We start from the raw sequence: 13,200 nt of genomic DNA, 5'->3' as shown, positions 1-13,200 counted from the left end.
CGCGTCTCCACGGGCTTTGTGGAGTCGGCGGTCAACCAGGTCCTGGCCAAGCGAATGGTGAAGCGGCAACAAATGCAGTGGACTAAAAAAGGGGCGCACCTGCTTGTGCAGGCCCGCACGAAGGTGCTCAACAAGGAGTGGGAAGACTGTTTCCGGCAGCAGTATCCCGGCTTCCGGTCAGTGCCAGCAGAACCGATGCAGATGGCCGCCTAACCCCATTGACCCACACTTTTTGATGCTCTCCAGCTTTTCGTAGAGCCGGCGGGTGCTCTGCGCGTCGACCCGGCCGGTTTCGTCGAGGTGGACCTGGGTCGGGGCGTGGGCGTTAAGCGCCGCGTTGAGGTTGACGCGTTCGCGGCCGCTGACGGTGAGTAGGGCGCGTTGCTGGCCCGTCGCGCACCAGGCCCGTGTGCAGCGCGTGTTGTGGGTGGGATGGGCCGCGTCGGCGTAGTAGAGCACCGCCTCGCCCGTGGCGGCCTCGGCCAGCAGCGGGGTCAGGTTGGCCAAAAAAGTGGATTGCGCGGCGGCGTTGGCCTCGCAGGGCAGGGCCGTGGTCAGTTTATAGCAGAAGCCCAGCCGGTGCAACAGGTCCGTCAGGCCCGACACCGAGTAGTGGACCCGGCACGTTTCCAACAGCCAGGCCTGGATGCCTTTGCAGTCCACGTACAGCGTGCGGTTCACTTCCTGGCAGAGGTGGGCCAGTTGGGCGCTGGTGAGCAGGCCCCAGTAACGGGCCTGCTCGGCGGTCAGGTACGTGGCCAGCCCCTGCAGGTGGTAGAGTTGAACGTACCGGTACACCGTCCCCTCGTCCAGGCCCAGGTCTTCCGCGATGCTGGCCACGGGCCGGCCCTTATCCAACAGCAGGAGCACCGTCACCTTCACGTAGCCCGCCTCGTCGCGGCGTTGCTTTTGCAACGTCCGCAAGTGAATGCGCTTCGATTCGCACAACGTCAGATTCATGCCACAAGCTTACCGCTTATTTTCGCTTTCCACTTCGCGATGAGTATAATTCCATTTGGTCAACAGGAATCAAATTAGAGGCAGTCCACATTTTCCCATTTGTTCAGAAAAACAACCATTTACATGAACAAATATGAGCCGTGAGCGAACGTGCTAAATTTACACTAAGGCTAGAAGGGGAGGAAGTTGTAATTGGTTTTTAAGGCTTCCGCACCAAATTTTGCACATCTGCCTCCAGTACCTGGAAACCCAGATGAGACTTTAGAAATTTCCAAATTCTGCTAACGACAAAGTGTCCTCAGATGCTAGAAATGCAGCGATAAACTGATGTTACGCGGTGGATTGCGCCAATTCTTGGTGCATGGCTTCCAGGCCCGCTAAATAGAGTTGAGCTTTCAAGCGAAAATGCCCCAGCCCGTGCCGCAATTTGAGTGCTTCTAACTTGCTGTAAGCCAGTATGGAAGCAAAAAAATGATTGGCCTGGGTATCGGACTTTTTCGTGGGCGATTAGCCCATCGACGCATTCTGTTTGAGGGACTTGTGGTATTCTTCGACTTTCCACCGTCTTTGGTAAATCGTCGTCAATTGGGCTTGGTTCAGGGTCGTATCGCTGCTGACCAGGTATAGCACGCCTTGCGGGTCGTCTTTGTTTGTAAAGACTTGCCGGGTTACCAGTACCGCCGGCTGGACGGACCGCAACCAGACGCGCAGCGGTTGCTCATCGGGAAAAGGCATTGTATCGACGGCCTGAAACCGGCCTTGTGCCCGTTCGGCCTCGTTCAGGGCGACCGTGCGGGAGGATTCGAGCGCCATGACGAAGTGGTGGCCCAGGTCGAGGACGGCGTTCAGGTTCTCGGCTGAGGCGTACCAACTGTCGGCCATTAGGTAGCGGTAGGCCACCTGTTGCTGGGCCACGCGCAGCATGGCCCGCAGGTACTCGTTCTTGGTGTATTTGCTTTTGGCTTTGCTTTTCTGCGTTTTGGCATCCCAAACGGCTTCGGTTTTTTCGATGAGTTCGACGGCGATGGGCAGGGCCAAGGCCCCGGCCTGTTAAAGCAGGCTCACAAAATTGAGCCCCTTGACAAAGCGGCCCTGGCTGTGGTCCCAGTGGGTGCAAATCAGGGCGCTAGGGTCGGTGTGCGCCTTTTCCAGGATGGAATCGCCCACGATAAGCACGGCAAACTCGTCGGCCGGCCGTTGCGCTTCAGCCCGGCGGATCAGCGGCTTGGCTTGCGCCCAGACCTGCTCCGAATCCAGATAGGATGTGCTCAGCCAGCGCGTCACTTGGCCGTGGCTCACCGTCCCACCCAACAGCCGCGACAAATCCGTCGCCGACGTCTGCCCCGTGGAGCTAATCAGATAATCCGTGTACAGGTCCAGCGTGCAAGTCATGCAAGTCATGCAAGTTAAAATTAAGTCGACGACAAATTACCGCGTAACATCAGTTATAAATTTTGGTGCGGAAGCCCTAATTGGTTTCAGAGGCCATCACCATGCTGGGTATTTTTAATAGGACTTACGCACTTCAATCCCCATACATGCTGACTATCAATGCCTTAATAAAATAAGGCAAAATTCACTATCCCCTGATAATCAGTAACTTGTTATTTCAAGTGAGTAAGTCCTATTTGATTGACAACACCCGAAGAAGGCTATGGCCAGCGCGTGGCCAGACCAAAAGCTATTTGATGGCCGGGGCGGAGCTGGTAGACGCAGGCGGCGGGTAGGCCGTGGTGGGCGGGCCTAGGAAGCTGGGCGGCACGGTGCCGTTGCCGAGCACAATCTTATCGAGCACCACGCCGGGGTCTACCATCCATATTTTCAGGGTCTGGCGGCCGGGCTTGGTTACTACATGCTTGCTCTGACCCAGGGCGGCCCCACGCATGATGTTTCTAGTCCAGAGCTTGCTGTACTCGGCGGCGTCGAGGTCGATGAACTGCGGCGGGCCGTCGTTGAGGGCAATGGCGTAGCGCAGGCCGCGCTGCTGCGTAATGGCGTGCGTGGGCCGGCAGTAAGTGGTGGCTGTCCAAGTGCCGGGCGTGCCTATAAGCACGTCGTACTCCAGCACTGGGGCACCGCGCAGGGCGGCGGCCGTGGTGTCGAGGCTGGGCGTGGTGGGGGGCAGCACCGTGAGGGCCGGGCTTTGGCGGCCCAGCCCGGCGATGGTGCGCCAGGCGGCCCCGCCGTTACCAGGGCGAGCGCGCGAGTAGCTTTCGGCCTGCATCGACACGAAGTTTTCGTTCTCGACGAAGCCCTTAAATCCCGCCAGCTCGGCCGCGCTGGGGCGCACGCCGCTCACCGCAATGGTGCGGATAGCCCCGGCCCCCTGCACCGTGACGGTGCCCGCCAGTGTAGGCGTGGCGGGGGCTTGCGCCCAGTCGATGCTGACCTGTACGCGCGCATCGGCAGTGCCGCTGGCCTGGCTGAGGCGCAGCCAGGGGGCGCTGGCCTGGACCTGCCAGCTCAGGGGCTGGCTGCCGGTGTCAAACACATCGAAGAAGTGCGGCTGGGGCAGGGCGGCCGTGAAGCCGGGCAGGCGGCCCGGCGTGCCGGCGGCCAGCGCGGCGCTGTCGCCCTCCACGGCCACGCCCAGGCCCGCGCTCGGGCCGGGCGTAACCTGGCCCAGGGCCGGTAGGTCAAATACCTTCTGCTCGCGGGGGTTGTACGACACCATCTTGTTCCACTTGCCCCCGGCTACCTGGGTGTTGTAGAAGTTGGTTTCCTGCTGCACCTGTTCGAAGGCGGCCTGGGCCAGGGCGGCGTACTTATTGGTGCTGGCGCGGCCTTGGGCGGCGTAGAGGCGGCTGCGCTCGGCTTGCAGCATTTTGGTGTTCATCAGGCTGGCGCCGCGCACGGGGTACACCACCAGCTCAAAAAAAGCATCTTTCAGGCGCGGTTCCATGTTGGCATACAGGGCGTTGGCCTGGCCGACCAGCCGGGCAAAGTCATCGAGCCGGTGCTGGGCCTCGTCGCCGTAATTCACGGCGCTGAAGCCGGTGCGGGCCGCCCGGAAGTGCTCGGGGCGCACCACCGAATTGAGGCGGTAGTATTCGTTGAGCACCCGGCCGATGGCCGGGGCCTGGGCCGCCCCGAAGGTGCGGGCGGCCCACTTAGTCAGGTAGTCAAGCTGGTTGAACGTACGAAACTTGTCGGCATCCCAGGCTATTTCCAGGAAAAGCTGCATGTCGATTTCGGCGGGCTTGATGTCGCCCACGTTGGCCACCCATACCGTACGGGCCTGGTAATCATAGGCTTTCATCATTTCTTCCCAGGCCAGGGCCGGGGCGGTGGTGCTCAGCCAGAGGTAGTCTTCGGGCTGGCCCCAGTAGGAGAAATGGTAGTACACGCCGCTGCCGCCGGCGCGCTTTTGCTCGGCGGGCGTCGAGAGCTGTCGAATGTAGCCGTGGTTGTCATCAACCCACATCAGGGCCACGTCGTCGGGCACTTTGAGGCCGTTGCGGTACAGGTCGAGCACCTCCTTGTAGGGCACAAATACCTGGGGCACCTTGCCAGGGTCGGGATTAACGTGCTGGGCCAGCATCCGGCGCTGGTCGGCAAACACGGTTTCCAGCACCTTGATGCGGGCGGCCTTCGAGTTGTCGCCGGTCATGCCCTCGTCGCCGAGGCCGCGCATCCCTACGGTATAAAGGTTTTCGTAGCGCCCGTTTTCCTTCACCCGCTGGTCCCAAAAGTGGTAAATGGTGTCGCGGTTGGTGGCGTAGTTCCACGGCCCCAGGTTGGTTTTGTTGAACTTAAACTCCGACGTGTTGCGCAGCATGGGCTCGTGGTGCGACGACCCCATGACGATGGCGTAGCGGTCGGCCACCACCTTGTTGTCGGGGTAGGTGTTGAAGGCCTTGGTAACGTCGTGCATGGCCGGCCAGAGGTAGTTGGCCCGCAGGCGCAGCAGCAGCTCGCACACCCGCTCGTAGGTTTTGGGGCCAATGTCGCCCAGCTTAGGATCGTAGGTTTTGGCCGCCCAGGGCTGAATGCCCCAGTCCTCGTCGTTGATGAAAATGCCCCGGTACTTCACCGTGGGCGAGACCTGGCGGTGCGCGCCGGCCTTCACCCAGAGCGCCGCCCGGCGGGCGGGCGTCACATCGGCCCACCACTGCCAGGGCGACACGCCCAGGGCCTCGGCCAGCGTAAACGCGCCGTAGGCTGTGCCGCGCCGGTCGCTGCCCACCACCACCAGGCCCTGCCGCACGCCGGGGGCGGGGTTGGCCACCGTCAGCACCGCATAGGATTCCCACTTGCCTTTCAGACCCACCACATCCAGCTTGTGGCTGGCTACGAGCTTGTCAATCAAGGGGCTATTGCCCAGTGTGCCGATGAATACGGCGTAGGCCAGCGGGCCGGGGACTTTGGTCGAAACCGAGGGCCGGGTGCCGGTTATGTTCTTGATGTCGTTGGCCAGGGCCTGGGCGGCAATCTGCACCACGGGCGCATCGGCGGCGGCCGTAAAAATGGGGGCCACCTGCCCGCCCTGCGCCAGCCGAAACGCCGTGGCACTGCCGGTGGCGGTCACCACGATGGGGGCCATTTCGGTGGCCTGGGCGCGGCCGGCCAGCAGCAGGCACACGCCCAGGGCCAAGCGGGGGAGCACGGAGTGGGATGGGGAGGGGAGGGACATAGAAGCAGCGTACTACTAATAGAAAAGGAGAGACGAAAGCCAGCAAGGAAATGTCTCTGTTCCCGCGGCAAATGACTCCGGCGAAGGAGTAAAGGTGCTTTTCGGGAGTTAGCAAAAGCGGTTGTTAGCCTGAGTTAGGAGTTCTTTCTGTTGGGCGGATTTACATTTTTTGATAATCTCCAAAGCAACTGCTCTTTGAGGCAGCTACTTTTTTTATTCTGGGATGAAGTCACAAGGCTTGCCACTGTCCAAAGGCCCATTCAGCGGGGTCGCACTATGCTTCCTCCAAGCGGGGCTGAACCCAACCCCCGGCGCAAAAACAAGCCGCATTCAGACCCACTAGCCTACCAGAAACGATATCACATCGAACATACATTCTGTAGGATAAAGCAATTTCGGCGCTTAGCCACGCGCTACGACAAGCTGGACCGGACTTTTGATTTCGCTTTTATACTTGTGTGTTATTACACCTCACCTGAATTGAGAACAGCTCTCAGTGTACTATCACCAGCTTCGCGTGCGTGATTTGGCCGGTCGTTGTCAGCTGTAATGTATATACCCCGCTGGGCAGGGAGCCGCCCTCCAGCACATAGTCGCGGCTGAGGCCCTGTGTGCCGGCGCCTTCCAACAGGTGCCGCACCAGGCGTCCTTGTCCATCATACAGGTCCAGCACCAGCCGGCCGGTTTGGGGCGGCGTAATCAGGCAATGCACCTGGCCGGAAGCTGGCACCGGATACACCTGCAACGGGGTAGCCTTGGCGGCCGGCTCGCCGGCCGCCAGAACGCTACGGCCACTGTTTAAGGGGACGGGCATCAAATCCAGCTTCCAGCGCTGGGCGTCGTTGCCGTTGTCGGTGTATTGGTGCACGCCGGTGCCGGGGTTGGAAAGATTGTTGTCCACGTCGATGCAATGAGTCGTGCCTTTGTGCACCAGCTTCACATACCCATCGCCGAGGGAGACAATCCGCCAGCGCTGCGCGTCGTTGCCGTTGTCGGTGTACTGCTGAATGGTGGCGCCGACGGCCGTGCTGTTGCCGGCCACCTCCAGGCACTGGGTCGTATTTCGGTGGCGGATTTTATAGTAGCCGTCGGTTTCAAGGGTAATGACCCAGCGCTGGGCATCGTTGCCATTGTCGGTATATTGCGTTATTGCCGTGCCGGGAGCTGCGGAATTACCCGGCACTTCCAGGCACTGAGTGGTGCCCTTGTGGGTGAGCCGGTAAGTACCGCCCGACACGATGGGCAAGGCCATCAGGTCCAGCTTCCAGCGCTGCGCATCGTTGTTATTATTGGTGTACTGCTGCACGTTGGTGCCAGCCGCGGCACTGTTGTCTACCACGTCGAGGCATTGGTTGGTGCCTTTATGCGTGAGCTTGTGGTAGCCGCCAGTCTTGGCTTCCAGGCGCCAGCGTTGGCCGTCAACGCCATTATCGGTGTACTGCTGCACGTTGGCCCCGGCGCTGAGACTGTTGCCGGCCACGTCCAGGCATTGATTCGTGCCTTTGTGCGTGAGCTTGTAGTTGCCGTCGGCCTCCATCGTCGCCACCCAGCGCTGGGCATCGTTGCCGTTATCCGTGTATTGGGCCACGTTGGTGCCCGGCGCGGCGCTGTTGCTGGCCACGTCGAGGCATTGGTTGGTGCCTTTGTGGGTGAGCTTGTAAACACCGCCCGATACGACATTGCCCACCGGGCAATTGCCGCCGGGCACCCGCGGACTCACCCCGTAGTTGGTCATGTTCACCTGCTGAATAGAGCCATCGGCCGCGAAATACAGCCGGTCAATGGCGACATAACGCATCGAGAAGTCGTTGTTCTGGTAGCGGTGGTAGGTGATGTAATATTCATCACAGCCCGGAATTCTGGTGATGGAATGGTGGCCGGCGCCCTGGTTCTGGACATCTGACGACAACACCGAGCCGCGATACGTCCACGGACCCAGCGGTGACGTGCCGGTGGCGTACTGCACGTTGTAGCTGGCGTTGGTCCACGACCCGTTGGAGTACGTCATGTAATACGTGCCGTTGCGTTTCACCATGTACGGGCCTTCCGTGAAATTCTGGGGCGTGATGTTGACCGGGGCATCGGCCGTCAGGCTCACCATATCGGCGTTGAGCTTACGGGCCACCAGCTTGCTGCCGTTCGAGCCGCCGTAGTAGATGTACGCCTGGCCGTTATCATCCACGAATACGTGCGGGTCGATAATATCCACAGTGTAAGGGTCAGTGCTGATAAGGGCGCTGCCCTTGTCAATAAAGGGACCAATGGGCGTGTCGCCTACGGCTACTCCAATCTTCACCTCGGCCGAGTAATAGAAGTAGTATTTGCCATTGCGCGCTACTACGGAAGGTGCCCAACCATTAAAATCAGCCCAGCTACAGTTCGGGCCTACATCGAAAACCACCCCATCGTCGCGCCAGTTGGTGAGGTCAGCCGAGGAAAACGCGTGGAAGTCCTGCCCGCCGGTTCCCTCATTGGTGGTCGGATAGATGTAGTACCGCCCGTTGAAAAAATTCATTTCCGGGTCGGCATGGTAGCCGGAAAGAATAGGATTGCCGCTGGTTTGGCCATAAGCTGAGCCCGTCCAGAGGAAAAGGAGTACGGCAAAGGCCCACGACAGGCAATCAAACGTTCGCAGACACGGGAGCAGGCGTAATGATTTCGACATCATGGGAGCGGGTGAAGTTGGAATGTTAAGGAGTTAAGCTGCTTGGGCTGCCGGAACGCAGGTTGACATTGCCCGCAGTTGGCCAGCAGCAATGGCCGGACCCGAAGCAGTAACGGAGCCCTGCTTAAAAGTAGAAAAAGTTATTGGTTAAGCAAACGATTGCGTAATTAATTTCAAGCGGCTATCCTTGGTTAGTTGGCTTATTAAAACCCCTATGACCTGTGATAAGTCAGTTTAGTATTTTTTCCCAACGATGGATAGTATGTACCAGATAATCGCCAAATTTGCATTTCCACACGCAAACCTTTGCATAGGTACATCGTCCTCTTTTTGACTTGCGCTTGTTCATCGCTACTTGTAAACCCTATGTTATCAACTACCATCAGCGATTCTTTTCTGGGTCGTTATGGCTACCCACCGCTACTGGTGCGGGCGCCTGGAAGAGTCAATCTCATTGGCGAACACACCGATTATAATGGCGGCTTCGTCTTGCCGGCGGCCATCGACAGAGAAATACTGTTCGCAGTTGGCCTCAACGGCTCTACCACCGCCCGCTTATTTTCCCATGACAAGCAGGAGGCCCACGAAGTGGAGTTAACTAAGGGCGTACTCGCCCCCGGTAAGCCCATGTGGGCCAATTATCTGACCGGCGTCATGGCGCAATTTCAGCAGCGGGGAGTGGCAGTACCAGGGTTCGACTGCGTTTTTGGTGGTAATGTGCCCATGGGAGCGGGACTGTCCTCGTCGGCCGCGGTGGAGTGCGGGTTGGCCTTTGCTCTCAACCAGTTGCTGGACACCGGCCTGAGCCGCCTGGAGCTGGCCCGGCTCAGCCAGCAGGCTGAACACGAGTTTGCGGGGGTGCGATGCGGCATCATGGACCAGTTTACGAGCCTGCACGGCCGCGCCGGCCATGTCGTGCAACTCGACTGTCGCTCGCTGGAGTATCAATACTTTCCCTTTAACTCACAAGCTTATCATTTGGTGTTGTGCAACTCCGGCGTGAAGCACGCGTTGGCGGATTCCGCCTACAACACCCGCCGCCAGGAGTGCGAGCAGGGCGTGGCCATTATCCGACAGTACTACCCGGCTACGCAGAGCCTGCGCGACGTGACGCTGGCTCAGCTGGAAGCTTACCGCGCTGCGCTGCCCCCCGTGGTCTACCGCCGCTGCCGCTACGTGGTGGAAGAAAACCAGCGGGTGATAGCCGCCTGTCAGCACCTGGCCGCTGGCGACATGGTAGCCTTTGGGAATCAGATGTTTGCCTCGCACGCCGGCCTCCGCGACGATTACGAGGTAAGCTGCTCGGAGTTGGACGTGTTAGTGCAGATTGCGCAGGCCCATCCCTCGGTGCTGGGAGCCCGCATGATGGGTGGCGGCTTCGGCGGCTGCACCATCAACCTACTGCCCGCCCACGCGGTGGCCGACTTTGTGCTCGCCGCCACGGTAGCGTACCAGCAAGAACTCAACCGCCCCCTCGAAACCTACCAGACCACCATCGTGGGCGGGGTATCGGTGCTGGGACCTGTGCTGGCAAATAACTGATATCCATGGCCGATTCAATGCCTGTTTTCGACCTGACGCAACACCCCCACCGACGCTACAACCCCCTGAACGGGGAATGGCTGCTGGTGTCGCCCCACCGCGCCTTGCGGCCCTGGCAGGGCCAGGAGGAAGAGCCTGATACCGCCGCCCGCCCGCCTTACGACCCCACCTGCTACCTGTGCCCCGGCAACGGGCGTGCCAACGGTACCCACAACCCGAAATATACCGGGACTTTCGTGTTCGATAACGACTTCGCCGCCCTGCGCGACGATGTGCCAGATGGCCAGCTCAACAAGCGCGAGTTATTGCGGGCCGAAGCTGAGACCGGTCTGGGCCGGGTCATCTGCTTTTCGCCGCGCCACGACCTGACCTTGCCCGAGATGGACGTGCCCGCCATTCGGAACGTGGTGGACGTGTGGACGGAGGAATACCGCACCCTCGGGGCAAGGGCTGACATCGGCTACGTGCAGATTTTTGAAAACAAAGGGGCTGCGATGGGCTGCTCGAACCCGCACCCGCACGGCCAGATTTGGGCGCAGCGCACCGTGCCCGGCGAGCCCGCCAAGGAAGGCGCGCAGCAGTTGGCCTATTTCCAGGAACACGGCCGCCCCTTGCTCGCCGACTACTTGGCCGTGGAACTGGAGGAAAACCAGCGCGTGGTGCTCGAAAACGAGCACTGGGTGGCCCTGGTGCCGTTTTGGGCGGTGTGGCCCTTCGAAACACTGCTGCTGCCGCGCCGCGCCGTAGCCGACCTCACGCAGTTGAGTGCTGCCGAGAAAGATGGCCTGGCCGATGCCCTGCGCCGCCTCACCATCCGCTACGACAACCTGTTCAACACCTCCTTTCCGTATTCGGCCGGCCTGCACCAGAGCCCCACCGACGGGGAAGAGCACCCGGAATGGCACCTGCACATGCACTTTTACCCGCCGCTGCTACGCTCGGCCACGGTACGCAAGTTCATGGTGGGCTACGAACTGCTCGGGGAACCGCAGCGCGACATCACCCCGGAATGGGCGGCCGAAAAGCTGCGCAACCTGTCCGAAGTGCATTATAAGCAGCACACCTATGCCCTCACCAATCCTTAACCATGACCTGCCTGCCCAGCGCCGAACGCTACCATGACCTGACCCTGACTTACCGCCGCTGCGGCCGTAGTGGCCTGCGGCTGCCGGCGTTGTTGCTGGGCTTGTGGCACAACTTCGGCGATGTGGACGTGCGGGCCACTGGCCGGGCCACCCGGTGGCTGGCTTTTGACCGCGGCCTTACCCATGTTGACCTGGCCAATAACTACGCCCCCCGCCCGGCTCGGCCGAAATCAACTTTGGCCGCGTGCTCCGCGACAATTTTGCCAGCCACCGCGACGATTTGATTGCCTACACCAAGGCCGGCTACCGCCTGTGGGACGAGTTCTCCGGCTAACGGGGCTCGCGCAACTCGCCGGGCTTCCTAAACAGCCAGCAATTCGGCACCGACGAGCTTGCCCGGATAAACCAGATTCTGGCGGAATAGCACTTTATTTCCCCTTCAATTTCTTACTCAGCTTCTTCAAAAGAAAATCAGCCCCGCGTTATGTCCAACCGACTTACCACTCTTGACCTCCTGGTTTTCCTATTTTACCTCGTGGGCGTGTCGGGCTACGGCTACTACATCTACAAGCGCAAGCAAAGCTCGGAGATGAGTACGAAGGACTATTTCCTGGCCGAGGGCTCGCTGACGTGGTGGGCCATTGGGGCCAGCATGATAGCCTCCAACATCTCGGCCGAGCAGTTCATTGGGGCGTCGGGGGCCGGCTTTTCGCAGGGCTTAGCCGTGGCGGCTTACGAGTGGGTGGCGGCCATCGTCCTCATTTTCGTGGCCGTGTACTTCATGCCGATTTACCTGCGGCAGAAAATCTACACCATGCCGCAGTTTCTGGAGCAGCGCTACAACGCCACGCTGAGCCTGATTATGAGCATTTTCTGGCTCTTCCTGTACATCGCCGTCAACTTGACGGTCATTCTCTACCTCGGGGCGCTGGCCATCAACAACTTGGTGGGCAGCACCGGCAGCGGCACCTTCCACCTCATTCTGGTGGGGCTGGCCGTGTTCGCGCTCTTCATCACGCTCGGCGGCATGAAGGTGGTGGGCTACACCGATGTTATTCAGGTGGCTGTACTGCTGGTGGGCGGCCTGGCCACCAGCTACCTGGCGCTGGTGCTAGTGAGCCAGAAATTTGGGCTGGGCAGCAGCGCCATCGCCGGCTTTCAGGCGCTGATGGGCGCGGCCGACGACCACTTTCACATGATATTCAACAAGCCCACGCCCGACTCAACGCAGACCTACGTGAGCAAATACCTGGCCCTGCCGGGCCTGGTGATGTACACCGGTGGGCAGTGGGTAGCCAACCTCAACTACTGGGGCTGCAACCAGTACATCACGCAGCGGGCCCTGGGCGCCGACCTGAAAACGGCCCGCACCGGCATCCTGTTCGCGGCTTTGCTTAAGCTGATTATGCCGCTGGTGGTGGTGCTGCCCGGCATTGCGGCTTACGTACTGCACCAGCAGGGCAGCCTGCAGGCCGAGATGAGCGCCGGCGGCGCGGGCGTGAACCCCGACAACGCCTACTCGGCCATTCTCACCTTCCTGCCCAACGGCCTGAAGGGCCTGAGCCTCGCGGCCCTCACCGCAGCCATCGTGGCCTCGCTGGCGGGCAAGGTCAACTCGATTTCGACCATCTTCACCCTCGACATCTACCGCCGCTACCTCAACCCCGGGGCTACGGAAAAAAAGCTGGTGTGGGTGGGCCGTGTTACGGTGCTGGTGGCCATGCTGCTGGCCGTGGCCTTCACCTGGGAGGATTTGCTGGGCGTGGGCGGCAACGGCGGCTTCACCTTCGTGCAGAAGTACACGGGCTACGTATCACCGGGCATCGTGGCCGTGTTCCTGCTGGGCATGTTCTGGAAGCGCACCACGGCCCCGGCGGCGGTGGCCGGGATGCTGGCGGGCTTCGGCTTCTCGCTGTTTTTCAACGATTTTGCCACCCGCCTCTTCGGCCCCGAAACGCTGTTCTACTCGGCCTTCCGCAACGCCAAAGGCGTGTTCGAAGTACCGTTTCTGGTGAGCATGGGCTGGTCGTTTTTCCTCACCATCGCCCTGATGGTGGTCATCAGCCTGGCCGGGCCGGCGGTGAACCCCAAAGCCATTCACCTGGAGCAGGGCATGTTCCGGGTTGCGCCCCGGCAACTGGCCCTGATTACGGCCATCATCCTGCTCATCACAGCGCTATACGTGAAGTTCTGGTAACACCTGACGGTAATTAGAACTAGTGCTTAGTCAAGTGAATTAGGCAACAAAATAAAGGGGGTTGAAGTTGGGGACCTATGCCTCGTCCCATTACTCCCTTTGCCCTGCCGTCGGCTGA

Annotated in this window: 8 protein-coding genes and 2 pseudogenes; 6 read left to right on the top strand and 4 right to left on the bottom strand. The window is 60.3% G+C overall.

Annotated features, from left to right (window positions below; all coding sequences use genetic code 11):
* A pseudogene (locus tag BEN47_RS20670) lies at positions 1 to 213 on the top strand (ISKra4 family transposase); the annotation flags it as partial.
* On the opposite strand, the gene BEN47_RS17430 reads toward BEN47_RS20670, so the two are convergent.
* The 3 genes and pseudogenes from BEN47_RS17430 to BEN47_RS17420 form a co-directional block, all read right to left on the bottom strand.
* Complete coding sequence (locus BEN47_RS17430; RefSeq protein WP_070730185.1) at positions 178 to 960, bottom strand: winged helix-turn-helix domain-containing protein; 783 nt, start codon at positions 958 to 960, stop codon at positions 178 to 180. The pseudogene BEN47_RS20670 and the gene BEN47_RS17430 sit on opposite strands and share 36 nt — an antisense overlap.
* Positions 961 to 1,290: 330 nt before the next feature.
* Positions 1,291 to 2,352: pseudogene (locus BEN47_RS23070) on the bottom strand (IS701 family transposase).
* Between the two features lie 289 nt (positions 2,353 to 2,641).
* A complete protein-coding gene (locus BEN47_RS17420) occupies positions 2,642 to 5,593 on the bottom strand; it encodes a glycosyl hydrolase 115 family protein (RefSeq protein WP_083322547.1) in 2,952 nt (983 codons plus the stop codon).
* A gap of 276 nt (positions 5,594 to 5,869) precedes the next feature.
* Here BEN47_RS17420 and BEN47_RS20485 point away from each other — a divergent pair, with 276 nt between their 5' ends.
* Positions 5,870 to 6,118, top strand: a complete 249-nt coding sequence (locus BEN47_RS20485; RefSeq protein ID WP_125921755.1) for a transposase — start codon at positions 5,870 to 5,872, stop codon at positions 6,116 to 6,118.
* Here the strand turns inward: BEN47_RS20485 and BEN47_RS17415 are convergent.
* Positions 6,087 to 8,258 (bottom strand): RICIN domain-containing protein, encoded by a 2,172-nt coding sequence (locus BEN47_RS17415; RefSeq protein WP_158011080.1) that lies wholly within the window; start codon positions 8,256 to 8,258, stop codon positions 6,087 to 6,089. The two genes, BEN47_RS20485 and BEN47_RS17415, sit on opposite strands and share 32 nt — an antisense overlap.
* A gap of 366 nt (positions 8,259 to 8,624) precedes the next feature.
* Here BEN47_RS17415 and galK point away from each other — a divergent pair, with 366 nt between their 5' ends.
* From galK to BEN47_RS17400, 4 genes are all read left to right on the top strand, one after another.
* Positions 8,625 to 9,800, top strand: coding sequence for a galactokinase (gene galK / locus BEN47_RS17410; protein ID WP_070730182.1), 1,176 nt, complete (start codon positions 8,625 to 8,627; stop codon positions 9,798 to 9,800).
* 5 nt (positions 9,801 to 9,805) lie between these two features.
* Positions 9,806 to 10,885: a UDP-glucose--hexose-1-phosphate uridylyltransferase gene (locus BEN47_RS17405; RefSeq protein WP_317039532.1), complete on the top strand. Its 1,080-nt coding sequence runs from the start codon at positions 9,806 to 9,808 to the stop codon at positions 10,883 to 10,885.
* A gap of 2 nt (positions 10,886 to 10,887) precedes the next feature.
* On the top strand, positions 10,888 to 11,169 hold the full coding sequence (locus BEN47_RS21120) for an aldo-keto reductase family protein (RefSeq protein ID WP_125921753.1): 282 nt from the start codon (positions 10,888 to 10,890) through the stop codon (positions 11,167 to 11,169).
* Positions 11,170 to 11,369: 200 nt separating this feature from the next.
* On the top strand, positions 11,370 to 13,082 hold the full coding sequence (locus BEN47_RS17400; protein WP_070730180.1) for a sodium:solute symporter family transporter: 1,713 nt from the start codon (positions 11,370 to 11,372) through the stop codon (positions 13,080 to 13,082).
* The last annotated feature ends 118 nt before the right edge of the window (positions 13,083 to 13,200 follow it).

Source organism: Hymenobacter lapidarius (genome assembly GCF_001816145.1).
Taxonomy (GTDB): domain Bacteria; phylum Bacteroidota; class Bacteroidia; order Cytophagales; family Hymenobacteraceae; genus Hymenobacter; species Hymenobacter lapidarius.
The sequence above is the reverse complement of the archived record's forward strand: the minus strand, read 5'-3'. Positions and strand labels throughout refer to the sequence as shown.